Here is an 18,479-nt window from a genome sequence, read left to right on the forward strand (position 1 = left end):
TCCCTCTCCCGTTGGGAGAGGGGCGGGGTGAGGGGAAAATTTCAGCCAATGCTAAACGGATCTGCATCCTGCCACGCCGGAAACTTCTCCCGATACTCCTTCAGCGCCGTCAATGACAGCTCCGCATCAATGCGCGTCGCCTGATGCGGCTCGGCGGTGGCGATGATCTCGCCCTGCGGATTCACCACCCGGCTGTCGCCGCGATAGTGATGCCCGTTGCCGTCGGTTCCCACGCGGTTACAGCCCACCACGTACGCCTGGTTCTCAATCGCGCGCGCTACCAGCAGCGACTGCCAGTGCAGGGAGCGCGGTGCAGGCCAGTTGGCAACATACAGCGCCAGGTCGTAATCGTTGCGGTTGCGCGACCACACCGGGAAGCGCAGGTCGTAGCAAACCAGCGGCAAAATACGCCAGCCGCGCCACTCGAACACCACGCGCTCGTGACCCGCTTCATAGTGATGATGCTCATCCGCCATGCGGAACAGGTGGCGTTTATCGTAAAAATGCACTTTCCCTTCCGGCTCCACCAGCAGGAAGCGGTTCACCGGCCCGCGATCCGTTTGCAGGGCGGCGCTCCCGGCGATCAGCGCGTTGGTCTGCTGCGCTTTGGCATGCATCCAGGCGACCACCTCATCCTGCGGCATTGACTGTTGTGCCGCTTCCATGGCGAAGCCGGTGGTGAACATCTCCGGCAGGACAATCACATCGCGCCCGGTAATCTCTTCCAGTTGACGATCAAAGTGGCGCAGGTTGGCGGGGCCATCCATCCACACTAAAGGTTGCTGCAAAATCGAAATCTTCAAACCAGGCACGATACAGACTCCTCAAAAGACCGCTTTTTGACACTGTAGCACGTCATTACGAGAAAATGTGGCAATAAAAAACCCCGCTCGAGGCGGGGTTTGTACAAGCGAAACGCGTTACGCCGCTTCAGGTTTGCGATGCTTCTCCGGCAGCTTTACCGGCTGCGTCGCCAGCTCGTCCGGTTCGAAATCATCCACGTTAATGCTGCGCAGACGGCTCTCTTCGGCTTTCACCAGCAGAGCGGCTTCATCTTTATTGATAATGCCACCGGCCAGCGCCTGTTTTGCCAGTTCGTCCAGACGGGTAAACGGCAGGTTTTTGCCCAGCTGTTTACAGATTTTCTGGTGAATCGGATCGGCAGCCATCACGTCCAGCAGCGCCTCTTCCAGCAGACCCACCGGGTTATGCGGCGTCGGCGTCAGATACTGACCGCGACCGATACGGGAGCGGGTTGCGCTCGGTACCTGCAGGATCTTCGCCACCTTGTGGTCCAGCTTGTCGGACGGCGCCAGATGGTGACGACCGGTCGGGAAGAGCACCGCGCGCAGGGCGCCCGCCACAAAGCGGTTCGGGAAGTTCGCCAGCAGGTCGTCAATCGCCTGTTCAGCCTGATACATCGCATCCTGAACGCCCCAGTGCACCAGCGGCAGATCCGCTTCCTGACGGCCTTCATCGTCGTAGCGCTTCAGGACCGCCGAGGCCAGGAAGATCTGGCTCAGCACATCCCCCAGACGGGCTGAGATACGCTCGCGACGCTTCAGGCTGCCGCCCAGCACCGCCATGGAGACGTCAGACAGCAGAGCCAGGTTGGCGCTCAGTCGGTTCAGATGCTGGTAATAACGTTTGGTCGCATCGCCGGTCGGCGTGGCGCTAGTAAGACCGCGCGTCAGGCCCAGCCAGAAGCTGCGCACCTTGTTGCTGCCCACGTGGCCGATATGTTTGAACAGCAGCTTATCGAAGGCATCCACGTCGTTGTTCTGCGCAGCGGCCATCTCTTCCAGCACGTACGGATGGCAGCGAATGGCGCCCTGACCGAAGATCATCATGCTGCGGGTCAGGATGTTTGCCCCTTCCACGGTGATGGCAATCGGTGCGCCCTGATAGCCGCGCGCCAGGAAGTTGCCTTCGCCGAGCATAATGCCTTTACCGCCTGCGATATCCATCGCGTCAATGATCGACTGCTGGGCGCGGTGGGTACAGTGGTACTTCACAATCGCGGACAGCACGGCCGGTTTTTCGCCCAGCATAATGCCGTAGGTAATAAGAGAAGCCGCGGCATCCATCACGTAGGCATTGCCCGCTATACGCGCCAGCGGCTCTTCGATACCTTCCATCTTGCCGATGGAGATTTTGAACTGACGGCGGATGTGGGCGTATGCGCCAATCCCCATCGCGACCGACTTCAGACCGCCGGTTGAATTCGACGGCAGGGTAATGCCGCGACCCACGGACAGACATTCCACCAGCATACGCCAGCCCTGACCGGCCATTTTCGGACCGCCGATGATGTAGTCAATCGGCACGAAGATATCCTGGCCGCGGGTTGGACCGTTCTGGAACGGCACGTTCAGCGGGAAGTGACGGCGACCAATTTCAACGCCTGGGGTAGAGGTTGGGATCAACGCACAGGTAATGCCCAGATCTTCTTCACCGCCCAGCAGTTTTTCCGGGTCAGAGAGCTTAAAGGCCAGACCCAGCACGGTGGCGATTGGCGCCAGGGTGATATAACGCTTGTTCCAGGTCAGGCGCATGCCCAGCACCTGCTCGCCCTGCCACTCGCCCATGCAGACCACGCCGGTATCCGGGATCGCGCCCGCATCGGAGCCCGCTTCCGGGCTGGTCAGCGCGAAGCAAGGGATTTCCTGACCGCGTGCCAGACGCGGCAGGTAGTGATCTTTCTGCTCTTCGGTACCGTAATGCTGCAGCAGTTCACCCGGGCCTAAGGAGTTAGGCACGCCAACGGTAATCGCCAGGATCCCGGAAACGCCCGCCAGCTTTTGCAGGACGCGAGCCTGAGCGTAAGCGGAGAACTCCAGACCACCGTACTCTTTCTTGATGATCATCGCGAAGAAGCGATGTTCTTTCAGATACGCCCACAGCTCAGGCGGCAGATCGGCCATTTCATGGGTGATAGCAAAGTCGTTTGCCATGCGGCACGCTTCTTCCACCGGGCCGTCAATAAAGGCCTGCTCTTCAGCGGTCAGACGCGGCTGCGGGTAGTTGTGCAGCTTTTTCCAGTCAGGATTGCCCTGGAACAGATCGCCTTCCCACCAGGTGGTGCCCGCGTCAATCGCTTCTTTCTCAGTGCGCGACATTGGCGGCATCACTTTGCGGAAGCCCTTGAACACCGGCGCGGAGATCATGGATTTACGCATCGGGGCCAGGTTAAACGGCAGAAGAATGATGGCGAGAGGGACTAAAAGCCAGATATTCCAGAGGCCTGCGACGCCAAGCGCAGCCGTCCAGGCCAGAAGAATCAGGCTGCTCAGGAATAAACTTACGCGGTGATAGAACAGCACACCGAGCAGTACAACGGTTGCGAGAATGCTCAAAATCATCATAAAGAAAAGCTCCCTTGCTTGTAGGAGGTCTGACCACTTGTGATGATATGGTTGTAGTTGATGTGAATTCCTTTAGCAATGTGTTTACAAAATAATTACAACCTGGTTCACATTGTTCGCGTTTTAGCCGGCACAAAAAATCAAAACGCCGGACGTTTCGCAAGGCTTTAGCTTCTCGCTTTTCCCGCTATCCGGTACACTCCACTGTGTTATTTCATCAATACTGAAGGATTATCCTCATGTACCAGGATCTTATTCGTAACGAACTGAACGAAGCGGCGGAAACGCTGGCGAACTTTCTGAAAGATGATGCCAATATTCACGCTATTCAGCGCGCAGCGGTCCTGCTGGCCGACAGCTTCAAAGCCGGTGGCAAAGTGCTTTCCTGCGGTAACGGCGGTTCCCACTGTGACGCGATGCACTTCGCAGAAGAGCTGACCGGACGCTATCGCGAAAACCGCCCGGGCTACCCGGCGATTGCGATTTCAGACGTGAGCCACATCTCCTGCGTAGGCAACGACTTCGGTTACGACCACATCTTCTCCCGCTACGTTGAAGCGGTAGGCCGTGAAGGCGACGTGCTGCTGGGGATCTCTACCTCTGGCAACTCCGGCAACGTGATCAAAGCGATCGCTGCCGCGCGTGAAAAAGGGATGAAAGTCATCACCCTGACCGGTAAAGATGGCGGTAAGATGGACGGTACGGCGGATGTCGAAATTCGCGTTCCGCACTTCGGTTATGCTGACCGTATTCAGGAAATTCACATCAAAGTGATCCACATCCTGATTCAACTGATCGAAAAAGAGATGGTTAAGTAAGACTTCGCTGGGGGGCTCCGGTGCCCCCCGCTGTTGTGGAGGTGTTGTATGTGCGAACTGCTCGGGATGAGCGCCAATGTGCCAACCGATATCTGCTTTAGCTTCACCGGGCTGGTTCAGCGCGGTGGAGGAACCGGGCCGCATAAAGACGGCTGGGGCATCACCTTCTACGAAGGCAAAGGGTGTCGCACGTTCAAAGATCCACAGCCCAGCTTTAACTCACCGATTGCCAAACTGGTGCAGGACTATCCCATCAAGTCCCGCTCGGTGATCGCCCACATCCGTCAGGCTAACCGTGGCGAAGTGGCGCTGGAAAATACCCATCCGTTTACCCGCGAGCTGTGGGGCCGTAACTGGACCTACGCGCACAACGGGCAGCTCACGGGCTATAAGTCGCTGGAAACGGGCAATTTCCGCCCGGTAGGCGAAACGGACAGCGAAAAAGCCTTCTGCTGGCTGCTGCACAAGCTGACGGAGCGCTATCCCCGCACGCCCGGCAACATGACTGCCGTGTTCAAATATATCGCGACGCTGGCATCTGAACTGCGTGAAAAAGGCGTGTTCAACATGCTGCTCTCTGATGGCCGCTATGTGATGGCGTTCTGCTCGACGAATCTGTTCTGGATCACCCGCCGTGCGCCGTTTGGCGTTGCGACGCTGCTCGATCAGGATGTGGAGATAGACTTTCAGAAGGAGACCACACCGAACGATGTGGTCACTGTTATCGCAACGCAGCCGCTGACGGGCAACGAAACCTGGCAAAAGATTATGCCAGGCGAGTGGGTGCTATTTTGTCTCGGGGACCGTGTAATTTGACGCCAGCTGTGGATGGACGACTTCGTGGCTCAGCGGTTTGCTGACCACGTAACGGCCATCGACGATAGAGACCACAGGTGGCTTGTGGGTCTGCTCAAAGTAGTCGTAACCCGGCTTCAGCTGTTTCCAGAAATCCGCGTAGTATGAGTACTTGTGACGCGCCATGTTGGCGTCCGTCATGCGGAACGGATAGATGCTGACCTGTACGTTAGGCTGCCCAAAGACCAGCGCGCCCGTCACGAACTGGAAAATCTCATCAATGCCGGAGTCGGTCATCGCATAACAGCCGATAGACACGCAGGCACCGTGGATCATCAGATATTTACCTTCATAACCGTGTGCACGGTCATAGGCATTCGGGAAGCCGATGTTAATGGCTTTATAGAAGCGGCTGTCAGGCTTGAGCTGGCTGCGCTGAACGTTATAGAACCCTTCCGGACTTTTGAAATCGCCCTGACGCTGTTTTGGCCCCAGTCCGCCGGAATAGTTACAAATTTTGTAACTATCAAGCAGCTGATATGTCTCGCCCATTTTGACAAACAGATCGAGAGTGCGCTCTTCCTTGAAGATCTGAATATAAACCGGCGATCCCATTAACTGCTGTTTATATTCTTTGCTGATCGGCGTCGTTGAGCTATTGCTGCTGAGCAGCCCGGCAAACGACATGCACGACATCAGAAGCATCGCAATGAACAATGCGATTTTACGCATACTACTAGTTCCTTGATAAAACCATGACCAACTTGCCAGGACGGCAAAAGAGACCCGAAATCAGATTATTCTGTTAGGAGCGCTCACATTAGCACCGCTATAGATTTTCGCAAGAGCCGGGCGGTGAGTTTACAAATTAGTTTTACTTTATAAACCATCAAAATTGCGATGGCTCCAGGAACTTTGCGCATTAGGTCGCAATTTGGCGCGCGCGACGGCGGATTCCCTGCCCGCGGGAAGGGGAAAATGTTACACTTTGCGCCCACTGGATTGTTGTTCATGGAAACCTGCTAACCACATGTTTAAAATTAAAAAAGGACTTGATCTGCCGATTGCAGGCGTGCCAGCGCAGCACGTTTCGACAGGCGCAAGCGTCCGTCATGTCGCCATTTTGGGCGAAGACTACCTGGGTATGCGTCCTTCAATGCTGGTACAGGAGGGCGATCGCGTTATCAAAGGACAGCCGCTCTTTGAGGACAAAAAAAATCCCGGCGTGATGTTCACGGCCCCCGCGAGCGGCACCGTTGTGGCCATCAACCGCGGCGAGCGTCGCGTTCTGCAGTCGGTGGTTATCCGCATTGAGGGCGATGAAAAGCGTGAATTTGCCCATTACGACACCGCAGAACTCGCGTCGCTGAACCGTGATGCCGTTCAGGATCAGCTCCTGGCGTCCGGTTTATGGACCGCGCTTCGTACACGCCCCTTCAGCAAATCCCCTGTTCCGGGCACGGAACCGGCCGCGATTTTCGTCACGGCAATCGACACCAACCCGCTCAGCGTGGACCCGGAACCGGTTATCCTGGCGCAGCGAAAAGCCTTTGACGCTGGTCTGACCGTTTTAACCCGCCTCACGTCCGGAAAAGTGCACGTCTGCCAGGCCGGCGGCGGCAAGCTCGGCGGCCATCCGCAGGGGCAGGTCACGTTTAATGAGTTTGCTGGCCCGCATCCGGCGGGGCTGGTCGGGACACACATCCATTTCCTTGAGCCAGTAAGCCTGACGAAACAGGTTTGGCATCTTAACTATCAGGACGTCATCGCCATCGGTAAGCTCTTTACTACGGGCGAACTCTGCGCTGAACGGATAATCGCCATCGGCGGACCTCAGGCCGCAAACCCGCGCCTGGTGAAGACGCTGCTGGGCGCTGACATCAACGAACTGCTGGTGGGGGAAACGAAAGAGGGCGAAAACCGCCTGATTTCCGGATCGGTCCTCAGCGGCCGCCATGCTGTCAATGCGCACGCGTACCTGGGACGCTTCCATTTGCAGGTCAGCATTGTGCAGGAAGGGCGTGAGAAAGAGCTGTTTGGCTGGGTTCTGCCAGGCGCAGAAAAATACTCCGTCACCCGCACCACGTTGGGCCACTTCCTGCGTAACAAGCTGTTTAGCTTCTCAACCAGTACGCACGGCGGCGAGCGTGCCATGGTCCCGATTGGCAACTACGAGCGCGTCATGCCGCTGGATATTCTGCCTACCGTGCTGTTGCGCGATCTCCTTGCCGGCGATACCGACGGCGCGCAGGCGCTGGGCTGTCTGGAGCTGGACGAAGAAGATCTGGCGCTCTGTACCTATGTCTGTCCGGGCAAATATGAATATGGACCGGTATTGCGCGAGGTGTTAACCCGCATTGAGCAGGAAGGATAACCGATGGGCTTAAAACACCTCTTTGAAAAAATTGAGCCGCACTTTACCGAAGGAAAGCTCAAAAAGTACTACCCGTTATATGAAGCAACGACGACCATTTTTTATACGCCAGGTCTGGTGACGAAAGGAGCGGCGCACGTTCGCGACGCTATCGATCTGAAACGCATGATGATCCTTGTGTGGTTTGCGGTGTTCCCCGCGATGTTCTGGGGCATGTACAACGTCGGCCTGCAGACCATTCCGGCGCTGCACCACATGTACGATGCACAGCAGCTGGCACAGGTGATCCAGTCCGACTGGCACTACCGTCTGGCCCAGTCGTTAGGGGTGAGCTTCGCTGCGGACGCGGGCTGGCTGAGCATGATGACGCTGGGCGCAGTGTTCTTCCTGCCGATTTACATCACGGTATTTATCGTGGGCGGCTTCTGGGAAGTGCTGTTTGCCATCATCCGTAAACATGAGATCAACGAAGGCTTCTTCGTGACCTCTATTCTGTTTGCCCTGATTGTTCCCCCGACGCTACCGCTCTGGCAGGCGGCGCTGGGCATCAGCTTCGGCGTGGTCATTGCCAAAGAGATCTTCGGTGGGACCGGGCGTAACTTCCTTAATCCTGCGCTGGCGGGGCGTGCGTTCCTGTTCTTTGCTTATCCGGCGCAAATCTCAGGCGACCTGGTCTGGACGGCGGCAGACGGTTTTTCTGGCGCAACGCCGCTTTCACAGTGGGCGGCACACGGCGGCGAAACGCTGGTCAACAACGCTACAGGTCAGCCTGTCACCTGGTTTGATGCCTTTATTGGCAACATTCCCGGCTCCATCGGAGAAGTCTCTACGCTGATGATTTTGCTTGGCGGCGCGATCATTCTTTTTGGTCGCGTGGCCTCCTGGCGGATCGTTGCGGGCGTGATGATCGGCATGGTGCTGACCGCCACCCTGTTCAACGTTATCGGTTCGACCACCAATCCGATGTTCTCCATGCCGTGGTACTGGCATCTGGTGCTGGGTGGCTTCGCGTTCGGCATGATGTTCATGGCGACGGACCCCGTCTCTGCCTCGTTTACAGACAAAGGTAAATGGAGCTATGGCGTGCTCATTGGCGCGATGTGTGTCCTGATCCGCGTGGTCAACCCGGCGTATCCGGAAGGGATGATGTTGGCCATTCTGTTTGCCAACCTGTTTGCGCCACTCTTCGATTACCTGGTGGTGCGGGCCAACATTAAGCGGAGGAAGGCGCGTGGCTGAGGTTAAAAATAACGACAGCATCAGCAAAACGCTGCTGGTGGTGCTGGTACTCTGTCTGGTCTGTTCCATTGTCGTGGCCGGTTCTGCCGTGGGGTTAAAAACCCTGCAGCAGGAGCAACGTGCGCTGGATAAACAGCGCAACATCCTGGCCGTCGCCGGACTGATGCAGGAAGGAATGAGCGCAGACGACGTTTCGGCCGTCTTTGCCGAACGTATTTCGGCGCGTCTGGTGGATTTAAAAACAGGTGAACTGCTGGATAAAGACCCGGCAACATTCAACCAGGCGCTGGCGCTGAAAGATCCACAGATGAGCCTGACGCTGGAGGCAGCGCAAGATCCCGCCGGGATTAAGCGTCGCAGCAACCTTGCCGAAATCTATCTGGTTCGCGACCCCCAAAAACGTATTCAGGAAGTGGTACTGCCTGTTTACGGCAACGGCCTGTGGTCAATGATGTATGCCTTTGTGGCCCTTGATACCGATGGCCGCACGGTCAAAGGCATTACGTATTACGACCAGGGCGAAACGCCGGGGCTGGGTGGCGAAGTTGAAAACCCTAACTGGCGGGCACAGTTTGTCGGCAAGAAAGTGCTCGACGATAACGGCCTGCCTGCGCTGAAGGTGATGAAAGGGGCGGCACGTCCCGGTGACGACTACGCCGTCGACGGGCTTTCCGGCGCCACGCTCACCTCAAAAGGCGTGCAGCACAGTTTTGATTTTTGGATGGGCGAGCTGGGCTTTGGTCCTTTCCTGAAAAACGTACGTGAAGGAGCGCTGAACAATGGCTGATACCGGTGAACTGAAAGAAGTTAAAAAGGTGCTCATTGGCCCACTGTTAGCCAATAACCCGATCACGCTCCAGGTGCTGGGTGTCTGTTCTGCTCTGGCGGTGACGACCAAGCTGGAAACGGCGGTAGTGATGACGCTGGCGGTCACGCTGGTCACGGCGTTCTCCAGCATGTTTATCTCGATGATCCGCCACCATATCCCCAACAGCGTGAGGATCATCGTACAGATGGCGATCATCGCCTCGCTGGTGATCGTGGTCGATCAGCTGCTGCGCGCCTTTGCCTATGAAACCTCCAAACAGCTCTCGGTGTTTGTCGGGCTGATTATCACCAACTGTATCGTCATGGGGCGTGCGGAAGCCTACGCCATGAAAATGCCGCCGCTGGCGAGCTTTATGGACGGCATCGGCAACGGCCTGGGCTACGGCGTGATCCTGCTGACCGTGGGATTCCTGCGTGAGCTGATTGGCAGCGGCAAGCTGTTTGGCATCACGGTGCTGGACACGGTGCAGAACGGCGGCTGGTATCTGCCAAACGGCCTGTTCCTGCTGGCCCCTAGCGCATTTTTCATTATCGGTTTGTTGATCTGGCTGATTCGTACGCTGAAGCCAGAACAGCAGGAAAAGGAGTAACCGACGATGGCTCATTACCTGAGTTTGTTTGTGCGGGCGGTGTTTGTTGAAAACATGGCGCTCGCGTTTTTCCTCGGCATGTGTACGTTCCTTGCGGTTTCCAAAAAAGTGTCGACGGCCTTTGGTCTCGGTATCGCGGTTACCGTGGTGCTCGGCTTATCTGTACCGATCAACAATCTGGTGTACAACTTTGTGCTGCGGGACGGCGCGCTGGTGGAAGGGGTTGATCTCAGCTTCCTGAACTTCATCACCTTTATCGGGGTGATCGCGGCGCTGGTGCAAATCCTCGAGATGATCCTCGATAAGTATTTCCCGTCGCTGTACAACGCGCTGGGGATCTTCCTGCCGCTGATCGCGGTGAACTGCGCCATCTTTGGCGGCGTCTCGTTTATGGTTCAGCGTGATTACAACTTCAGCGAATCCGTGGTGTACGGTTTTGGTTCCGGCATCGGCTGGATGCTGGCGATTGTCACCATGGCGGGGATCCGCGAGAAAATGAAATATGCCAACGTGCCTGCGGGTCTGCGGGGCTTGGGGATCACCTTTATCACCACCGGGCTGATGGCGCTGGGCTTTATGTCCTTCTCCGGTGTGCAGCTATAAGGGCTAACAGATGGAAATTATCCTTGGCGTGGTGATGTTCACGCTGATTGTACTGGTGCTGTCAGGGCTTATTCTGGCGGCGCGCGCGAAGCTGGTGAATTCCGGCGACGTGGTCATTGATATTAACGACGAGCCGCAGAATCAGATCCGCACGCCGGCGGGAGACAAGCTGCTCAACACGCTCTCTGGTAACGGCATTTTTGTCTCCTCAGCCTGCGGCGGCGGCGGCTCCTGCGGGCAGTGCCGCGTGACGGTAAAAGAGGGCGGTGGCGATATTCTGCCAACCGAGCTGGCGCATATCACAAAGCGTGAGGCAAAAGAGGGCTGTCGTCTGGCCTGCCAGGTCGCGGTGCGTCAGAATATGAAGATTGAGCTGCCGGAAGAGATCTTCGGCGTCAAAAAATGGGAGTGCGAGGTTATCTCTAATGATAACAAAGCCACCTTTATAAAAGAGCTGAAGCTGCGGGTGCCGGAAGGCGAGCATGTCCCGTTCCGCGCCGGCGGATACATTCAGATTGAGTGCCCGGAGCACGCTGTGGCCTATGCGGACTTTGACGTGCCGGATGAGTACCGCGCCGACTGGGACAAATTCAATCTCTTCCGCTTTGTATCTGAGGTGAAAGAGCCGACGCTGCGCGCCTACTCGATGGCCAACTACCCGGAAGAGAAGGGCATCATCATGCTCAACGTGCGTATCGCCACGCCGCCACCGAATGTGCCGGATGCACCGCCGGGCGTCATGTCGTCATACATCTGGTCCCTGAAGCCTGGGGATAAGGTGACCATCTCCGGCCCGTTCGGGGAGTTCTTCGCGAAAGATACCGACGCGGAAATGGTGTTTATCGGCGGCGGTGCCGGTATGGCCCCGATGCGCTCGCACATCTTTGACCAGCTCAAGCGGCTGGGTAGCCAGCGTAAGATCAGCTTCTGGTACGGGGCGCGCTCGCTGCGCGAGATGTTCTATGAAGATGAGTTTGAACAGCTGGCGCGTGAGAACCCGAACTTTACCTTCCACGTTGCGCTTTCCGATCCGCAGCCGGAAGATAACTGGACGGGCTACACGGGGTTCATCCACAACGTGCTTTATGAAAACTACCTCAAGCAGCACCCGGCGCCTGAGGACTGCGAGTTCTATATGTGTGGTCCGCCGATGATGAACGCCGCCGTGATTAAGATGCTGAAAGATCTCGGCGTCGAAGATGAGAACATCTTGCTCGATGACTTTGGAGGTTGATGATGCTGACGTTTCTGGCAACCTTTGTGGTGTTTGTGCTTGTCATCTTCGGCATGTCGTTAGGCTGGATCGTTAAGCGGAAAAGCATTCAGGGCAGCTGCGGCGGTATTTCCTCTATTGGGATGGAAAAGGTCTGCGACTGTCCGGAGCCGTGCGATGCGCGGAAAAAAAGAATGGCCCGCGAGCAGCAGCGCATTATTTAAGTTTTTGTTGGCCGGGTAAGGCACAGCCGCCACCCGGCATTCTTACATCTGCTTCTCAATCCTCATTTGTTTACTGTATACTTATCCAGTGATGAGTGAGGGCTTACTATGCGCAAAATAATCCATGTCGATATGGACTGCTTTTTTGCCGCAGTGGAGATGCGTGACAACCCGGCGCTGCGGGATATTCCCATCGCCATTGGCGGCAGCCGCGTTCAGCGTGGTGTCATCAGCACCGCCAACTATCCTGCGCGCAAATTTGGCGTGCGCAGCGCGATGCCAACGGCGATGGCCTTAAAGCTTTGCCCTCATCTCACACTTCTGCCCGGCAGGTTTGAAGCCTATAAAGAGGCTTCCCTCCATATTCGGGAAATCTTCTCCCGCTATACCTCTCTGATAGAGCCGCTGTCGCTGGACGAAGCCTATCTGGATGTGACCGACAGCGTGCACTGCCACGGCTCCGCGACGCTGATGGCTAAGGAGATCCGTCAGACGATTTTCAACGAGCTGAATCTGACGGCATCGGCGGGTGTGGCGCCCGTTAAATTCCTTGCCAAAATCGCCTCCGATTTAAATAAGCCCAACGGTCAGTACGTCATTACGCCGGAAGAGGTGCCCACATTTTTAAAAACGCTGCCGCTTGGCAAAATCCCTGGGGTTGGGAAAGTCTCCGCCGCAAAGCTGGAAAGCATGGGGTTACGCACCTGCGAAGACGTGCAGCGAAGCGATCTCGCGATGCTGCTTAAGCGGTTCGGGAAGTTTGGCCGCGTGCTGTGGGAGCGCAGCCAGGGGATTGACGATCGCGATGTGAACAGCGAGCGGCTGCGGAAATCCGTCGGCGTTGAGCGCACACTTATTGAAGATATTCATGACTGGTCCGAGTGCGAATCTATTATCACGGAACAGCTCTACCCGGAACTGGAGCGACGCTTAAGCAAGGTGAAGCCGGACCTGCTCATCGCCCGTCAGGGCATCAAGCTCAAATTCAACGACTTCCAGCAGACCACGCAGGAACACGTCTGGCCGCGTCTGAATAAAGACGATCTTATCGCGACGGCGAAAAAGGCATGGGAAGAACGCCGGGGCGGGCGAGGGGTGAGGCTGGTGGGGTTGCACGTCACGCTGCTGGATCCGCAGCTAGAGCGCCAGCTGCTTCTGGGATTGTAAAAAAGCCCGGTGGCGCTACGCTTACCGGGCCTTCGTTTTACCCTTTCCCTGTGGGAGACGGCTGGATGAGGGCGTTACTTCGCAGGAATCGCTTTCAGCAGTTCAGTCAGCAGCGTCCAGTAGTGACCGACGCTTTCGATATGAACCTGCTCATCCGGGGAGTGCGGGCCGGTAATGGTTGGCCCGATGGACACCATATCCATGTCTGGATACGGCTTCTTGAACAGACCACATTCCAGACCGGCGTGGATCACCTGAATGTTCGGGGTGCTGTTGAACAGACGCTGATAGGTTTCACGCACCAGCGCCATCACCGGAGAACTCGCATCCGGCTGCCATCCCGGGTAGCTGCCTTTGGCAGACGTTTTGGCGCCCGCCAGCGTGCCCAGAGATTCCAGCATGCTCACCACGTACTCTTTACCGCTGTCGATCAGCGAGCGGATCAGGCAGATGATTTCCGCACTGTCGTCGCTCATGCTCACCACGCCCACGTTCAGTGAGGTTTCCACCACGCCTTTCGCCACGTCAGAGTTGCGGATCACGCCGTTTGGCGTCGCGTTCAGCAGCTGAACGAAGGTGTCACGAGACTGCGCGGTCAGGGCGGTTTTATCCGTGGTCACGGATTCCAGCACTACGGTCAGGTTTTTCTCTTTCGCCGACAGTTCGTTTTTCAGGATATCCAGGTATACGGTGGAGAGTTTTTTCAGCTCGTCCGCTTTTGCCGCGGGAACCGCTACGGTGGCGAACGCTTCGCGTGGGATCGCATTGCGCAGGGTACCGCCGTTGAAGTCGACCAGACGCAGATCCAGCTCGGCCGCATGGCCTGCCAGGAAGCGCGCCAGCAGCTTGTTGGCGTTACCCAGGCCCAGATGAATATCACCGCCGGAGTGGCCGCCTTTCAGCCCTTTCAGCGTCAGCTTGAAGGTCTGGAAACCGGCAGGAATCGCTTCGCGCGACAGCGGCAGGGTAGAGATGAAATCAATTCCGCCCGCGCAGCCCATGTAGATCTCACCTTCTTCTTCAGAGTCGGTGTTGATCAGGATGTCCGCCTGCAGCCAGTTCGCCTGCAGACCAAACGCGCCGTCCATGCCTGCTTCTTCGGTCATGGTCAGCAGCACTTCCAGCGGACCGTGCTCAACGCTGTCGTCGGCCAGCACGGCCAGCGCAGAGGCCATACCGATGCCGTTATCCGCGCCCAGCGTGGTGCCGCGCGCTTTCACCCAGTCGCCGTCGATGTACGGTTGAATCGGGTCTTTGGTGAAGTCGTGAACGGTGTCGTTGTTCTTCTGTGGCACCATGTCCAGGTGCGCCTGCAGCACAACCGGTTTGCGGTTTTCCATACCTGCGGTAGCCGGTTTGCGGATCAGAATGTTGCCAACCTGGTCACGTTCAGCATGCAGACCTTTTTCCTTCGCCCAGCCCATAATATGTTCGGCAAGCTGTTCTTCATGGTAGGAAGGGTGTGGAATGGAGCAGATTTTCGCAAAAATATCCCACAGCGGCTGCGGAGATAATTGAGACAGTTCAGACACGATAAGTCTCCTTGTCGAGGCGCTGCAAACAGGGTTGCAGGTCACAGGGTTAGCAGGTTAATAGTTACCACAAGTCAGGCTTGCGAGATGAAACTGAGAATACCACTTTCTCTGCTGGCTGGTAGCATAAAGCATGTAAAAACTCAGGCAGAGGGCGCTAAACACTGGTTTTTAGTGCGTCAGATCTCTATAATCTCGCGCAACCTATTTCCCCCTCGAACACTTTTTAAGCCGTATAAAAACAGGCTGGGACACTTCACATGAGCGAAAAATACGTCGTCACCTGGGACATGTTGCAGATTCACGCACGCAAACTGGCTGCGCGTCTGATGCCTTCCGAACAGTGGAAAGGCATTATTGCCGTCAGCCGTGGCGGTCTGGTACCGGGGGCGCTGCTGGCACGTGAGCTGGGTATTCGTCATGTCGATACCGTTTGCATCTCCAGCTATGACCATGACAACCAGCGCGAGCTGACCGTGCTGAAACGTGCTGAAGGCGACGGTGAAGGTTTCATCGTTATCGACGATCTGGTGGACACCGGCGGTACAGCGGTCGCTATCCGCGAAATGTATCCGAAAGCCCATTTCGTCACTATCTTCGCGAAGCCTGCTGGCCGCCCGCTGGTTGACGATTACGTGATTGATATCCCGCAGGACACCTGGATTGAACAGCCATGGGATATGGGCGTGGTCTTCGTACCGCCTATTTCAGGCCGTTAATACCAGTACGTAACTTTACACGCCCGACTATGTCGGGCGTTGTTCTTTTTGGCCTGCCACGCGTTACAATAGTCTTCATATGACGTATTCATGGAGGCAACGCAATGACGCAGGCGAATCTCACCGAGACTCTCTTCAAACCCCGTTTCAAACACCCTGAAACGTCGACGCTGGTGCGTCGCTTTAATCCGGGTACCCAGCCTGCCGTCCAGTCCGCGTTAGACGGTAAAAACGTGCCTCACTGGTATCGCATGATTAACCGTCTGATGTGGATCTGGCGCGGCATTGACCCTCGTGAAATCCTCGACGTGCAGGCGCGTATCGTGATGAGTGAAGCCGAGCGTACCGACAGCGAACTCTACGACACGGTGGTGGGCTACCGCGGTGGCAACTGGATCTACGAGTGGTCGAAACAGGCGATGGTCTGGCAGCAAAAAGCCAGCCAGGAAGAGGATGCTACGCTCAGCGGCAAGCACTGGCTGCACGCCGCTAACCTTTACGGGATTGCTGCCTACCCGCATTTAAAAGGGGATGAACTGGCGGAGCAGGCTCAGGCTCTGGCGAACCGTGCTTATGAAGAAGCGGCGCAGCGTTTGCCGGGCCAAATGCGCGAGCTTGAGTTCAGCATTCCTGGTGGCGCACCCGTCACCGGGTTCTTGCATATGCCTGAAGGCGACGGTCCGTTCCCGACCGTGCTGATGTGCGGCGGGCTGGATTCGCTGCAAATTGATTATTACAGCCTGTATGAGCGTTACTTCGCACCAAAAGGGATCGCGATGCTGACGCTTGATATGCCTTCAATTGGTTTTTCATCTAAATGGAAACTGACTCAGGATTCCAGCCTGCTGCACCAGCATGCGCTCAAAGCGCTGGAAAACATTCCATGGGTTGACCACACCCGCGTGGCGGCTTTCGGCTTCCGTTTTGGCGCGAACGTCGCGGTGCGTCTGGCTTATCTTGAATCTTCTCGTCTGAAAGCCGTCGCCTGCCTCGGCCCGGTCGTTCACGCTCTGCTTAGCGATCCTGCACGTCAGGGGAGCGTACCTGAAATGTACCTTGATGTGCTGGCCAGCCGTCTTGGCATGCATGATGCATCAGACGAAGCGCTGCGCGTTGAGCTCAATCGCTACTCGTTAAAAACGCAGGGCTTGCTGGGACGTCGATGCCCAACGCCGATGCTGTCGGGGTTCTGGAAAAACGATCCGTTCAGTCCGGAAGAAGAGTCGCGCTTAATCACGTCGTCATCTGCGGATGGCAAACTGCTTGAAGTGCCGTTCAGCCCGGTCTATCAGAATTTCGATAAAGCACTGAAAGAGATTACGCGCTGGATCGCTCAGAGATTGTGTTAATAGATTGCTAAATTTTGCTGGTTTGGTAAAACAGTGGCTTCACAAAAGGAGATCGCAATGACGTTACCGAGTGGACACCCGAAAAGTAGACTGATTAAGAAGTTTATGGCTCTCGGCCCGTATATTCGAGAAGAGCAGTGTGAAGAGAATCGCTTTTTTTTCGACTGCCTGGCTGTATGCGTCAACGTGAAGCCTGCACCCGAAAAACGTGAATTCTGGGGCTGGTGGATGGAAATGGAAGCAGAGGAAAAACGCTTTACGTATAGCTACCAGTTTGGCCTGTTTAATAAAGACGGCAACTGGCAGGCCACCACGATTAAAGATCAGGAAGTGATTGACCGCCTGGAATATACGCTAAAAGAGTTTCACGATAAGGCACGCGCACTGCTGGCTACCCTGGATCTCAAGTTCGAACCCGCGGATGACTTTTCCAGCGAAGCGGTGAAGCTGACTGCCTGATAGTCTTCCCCCCTCTCCCTGTGGGAGAGGGCACCAGACAGCATGAATCCCCGACAATAAAAAAACCGGCATCAAGCCGGTTTTTTTATTTCGCATCATCAGAACTGGTAGGTCATACCCAGTGCAACGATGTCATCGCTGCTCACGCCCAGTTTATTTTTGTCGTCAATCTGGTTGATTTTATAATCAACAAACGCGGACATATTTTTGTTGAAGTAATAGGTCGCGCCAACGTCAATATATTTCACCAGATCTTCGTCGCCAATACCTTCGATATCTTTACCTTTAGACTGAACATAGCCCAGGGACGGGCGCAGACCGAAGTCGAACTGATATTGTGCGACCACTTCAAAGTTCTGCGCTTTATTAGCAAACCCGCCGGAAATTGGCGTCATATTGCGGGTTTCAGAATACATTGCAGCCAGATAAATATCGTTTGCATCATATTTCAGACCGGTTGCCCAGGCTTCGGCTTTCTGCCCCTGGCCACGCGCCAGCAGGTTCTGAGCATTGGTGCGGTCAGAGTTGGTGTAGGCGCCGCTGACGGCGAAATCGCTGCCGCCGAAGTCATAGGTCAGAGAGGTACCAAAACCGTCACCGTTCTGTTTTTTAGCGTCACGGTTTTCGTTTTTGCCCTGGTACTGCAGCGTCATGTCCAGACCGTCAACCGCGCCGAAGAAGTCGGTATTACGGTAGGTGGCCAGGCCGGTAGCACGCTTGGTCATGAAGTTATCGGTCTGCGCGGAAGAGTCGCCGCCGAACTCAGGGAACATATCGGTCCATGCTTCGACGTCATACAGGGCACCCAGGTTACGGCCGTAATCCAGTGAGCCAAAGTTTTTCAGCTTCAGACCCGCAAACGCCAGACGCGTTTTCTGAGTAGAGTCGCTCTCGGCTTTGTTACCTGCAAATTCAGATTCCCAACGGCCATAGCCCGTCAGCTGATCGTTAATCTGAGTTTCGCCTTTAAAACCGAAACGAACGTAGGTCTGATCGCCATCTTTGGTGGCATCATCACTGATGTAGTGCATGGCTTTTACTTTGCCGTACACGTCCAGTTTATTACCATCTTTATTATAAACTTCAGCTGCGTGAACGGATGCAGAAGCCACTACGCCCATAACCATTAATGCCAGAGTGCTCTTTTTCATTTTCGATCCTGTCTTATAAACGCGCTAAAAAAATTCGCTGGACGATAAGCTCA

Annotated in this window: 18 protein-coding genes; 13 read left to right on the forward strand and 5 right to left on the reverse strand. The window is 55.8% G+C overall.

Features of this window, described 5'->3' with window-relative positions:
- Positions 1-41: 41 nt before the first annotated feature.
- Together LA04_RS22450 and fadE are read right to left on the reverse strand one after the other, a co-directional pair.
- Positions 42-812, reverse strand: coding sequence for an amidohydrolase (locus LA04_RS22450; protein WP_047653265.1), 771 nt, complete (start codon positions 810-812; stop codon positions 42-44).
- Between the two features lie 108 nt (positions 813-920).
- Positions 921-3,365 (reverse strand): acyl-CoA dehydrogenase FadE, encoded by a 2,445-nt coding sequence (gene fadE / locus LA04_RS22455; RefSeq protein ID WP_047653266.1) that lies wholly within the window; start codon positions 3,363-3,365, stop codon positions 921-923.
- A 239-nt stretch (positions 3,366-3,604) separates the two neighbouring features.
- On the opposite strand from fadE, the gene lpcA reads away from it, so the two are divergent.
- Both lpcA and LA04_RS22465 read left to right on the forward strand, forming a co-directional pair.
- Positions 3,605-4,183 (forward strand): D-sedoheptulose 7-phosphate isomerase, encoded by a 579-nt coding sequence (lpcA, locus tag LA04_RS22460; protein WP_010427884.1) that lies wholly within the window; start codon positions 3,605-3,607, stop codon positions 4,181-4,183.
- A 48-nt stretch (positions 4,184-4,231) separates the two neighbouring features.
- Entirely contained in the window at positions 4,232-4,999 is a 768-nt protein-coding gene (locus LA04_RS22465; protein WP_023310496.1) for a class II glutamine amidotransferase, read from the forward strand.
- On the opposite strand, the gene dpaA is transcribed toward LA04_RS22465, so the two are convergent.
- Positions 4,970-5,710: a peptidoglycan meso-diaminopimelic acid protein amidase gene (gene dpaA / locus LA04_RS22470; protein ID WP_047653267.1), complete on the reverse strand. Its 741-nt coding sequence runs from the start codon at positions 5,708-5,710 to the stop codon at positions 4,970-4,972. The two genes, LA04_RS22465 and dpaA, sit on opposite strands and share 30 nt — an antisense overlap.
- Positions 5,711-6,008: 298 nt before the next feature.
- Here dpaA and LA04_RS22475 point away from each other — a divergent pair, with 298 nt between their 5' ends.
- From LA04_RS22475 to dinB, 8 genes are all read left to right on the forward strand, one after another.
- Positions 6,009-7,352, forward strand: coding sequence for a Na(+)-translocating NADH-quinone reductase subunit A (locus tag LA04_RS22475; protein ID WP_047653268.1), 1,344 nt, complete (start codon positions 6,009-6,011; stop codon positions 7,350-7,352).
- A 3-nt stretch (positions 7,353-7,355) separates the two neighbouring features.
- Entirely contained in the window at positions 7,356-8,591 is a 1,236-nt protein-coding gene (locus tag LA04_RS22480) for an NADH:ubiquinone reductase (Na(+)-transporting) subunit B (RefSeq protein ID WP_047653269.1), read from the forward strand.
- The gene (locus LA04_RS22485; RefSeq protein WP_047653270.1) at positions 8,584-9,378 is read left to right on the forward strand and encodes a Na(+)-translocating NADH-quinone reductase subunit C; all 795 of its coding nucleotides are present in this window, start codon (positions 8,584-8,586) and stop codon (positions 9,376-9,378) included. Before LA04_RS22480 ends, LA04_RS22485 begins: the two co-directional genes overlap by 8 nt.
- Positions 9,371-10,009, forward strand: coding sequence for an NADH:ubiquinone reductase (Na(+)-transporting) subunit D (locus tag LA04_RS22490; protein WP_014882676.1), 639 nt, complete (start codon positions 9,371-9,373; stop codon positions 10,007-10,009). Before LA04_RS22485 ends, LA04_RS22490 begins: the two co-directional genes overlap by 8 nt.
- Before the next feature lie 6 nt (positions 10,010-10,015).
- Positions 10,016-10,612 carry an NADH:ubiquinone reductase (Na(+)-transporting) subunit E gene (gene nqrE, locus LA04_RS22495; RefSeq protein WP_008500255.1) on the forward strand — a complete coding sequence of 199 codons (597 nt, stop codon included), beginning with the start codon at positions 10,016-10,018 and terminating at the stop codon, positions 10,610-10,612.
- Between the two features lie 10 nt (positions 10,613-10,622).
- Complete coding sequence (nqrF, locus tag LA04_RS22500; RefSeq protein WP_047653271.1) at positions 10,623-11,846, forward strand: NADH:ubiquinone reductase (Na(+)-transporting) subunit F; 1,224 nt, start codon at positions 10,623-10,625, stop codon at positions 11,844-11,846.
- Positions 11,846-12,049, forward strand: coding sequence for a (Na+)-NQR maturation NqrM (gene nqrM, locus LA04_RS22505; protein WP_023615899.1), 204 nt, complete (start codon positions 11,846-11,848; stop codon positions 12,047-12,049). Before nqrF ends, nqrM begins: the two co-directional genes overlap by 1 nt.
- 108 nt (positions 12,050-12,157) lie before the next feature.
- On the forward strand, positions 12,158-13,216 hold the full coding sequence (gene dinB, locus LA04_RS22510) for a DNA polymerase IV (protein ID WP_047653272.1): 1,059 nt from the start codon (positions 12,158-12,160) through the stop codon (positions 13,214-13,216).
- Positions 13,217-13,290: 74 nt separating this feature from the next.
- On the opposite strand, the gene pepD is transcribed toward dinB, so the two are convergent.
- A complete protein-coding gene (pepD, locus tag LA04_RS22515) occupies positions 13,291-14,748 on the reverse strand; it encodes a cytosol nonspecific dipeptidase (protein WP_047653273.1) in 1,458 nt (485 codons plus the stop codon).
- Positions 14,749-15,008: 260 nt separating this feature from the next.
- Here pepD and gpt point away from each other — a divergent pair, with 260 nt between their 5' ends.
- From gpt to crl, 3 genes are all read left to right on the forward strand, one after another.
- Positions 15,009-15,467, forward strand: coding sequence for a xanthine phosphoribosyltransferase (gene gpt, locus LA04_RS22520; RefSeq protein ID WP_010427903.1), 459 nt, complete (start codon positions 15,009-15,011; stop codon positions 15,465-15,467).
- Positions 15,468-15,571: 104 nt separating this feature from the next.
- Positions 15,572-16,816: an esterase FrsA gene (gene frsA, locus LA04_RS22525; protein WP_047653274.1), complete on the forward strand. Its 1,245-nt coding sequence runs from the start codon at positions 15,572-15,574 to the stop codon at positions 16,814-16,816.
- A gap of 57 nt (positions 16,817-16,873) precedes the next feature.
- The gene (crl, locus tag LA04_RS22530; protein ID WP_023310506.1) at positions 16,874-17,275 is read left to right on the forward strand and encodes a sigma factor-binding protein Crl; all 402 of its coding nucleotides are present in this window, start codon (positions 16,874-16,876) and stop codon (positions 17,273-17,275) included.
- A gap of 98 nt (positions 17,276-17,373) precedes the next feature.
- Here the strand turns inward: crl and phoE are convergent, their stop codons facing one another.
- On the reverse strand, positions 17,374-18,426 hold the full coding sequence (gene phoE / locus LA04_RS22535) for a phosphoporin PhoE (RefSeq protein WP_047653275.1): 1,053 nt from the start codon (positions 18,424-18,426) through the stop codon (positions 17,374-17,376).
- Between the last annotated feature and the right edge of the window lie 53 nt (positions 18,427-18,479).

This window comes from Enterobacter sp. UCD-UG_FMILLET (assembly GCF_000762975.1).
GTDB lineage: Bacteria > Pseudomonadota > Gammaproteobacteria > Enterobacterales > Enterobacteriaceae > Enterobacter > Enterobacter dykesii.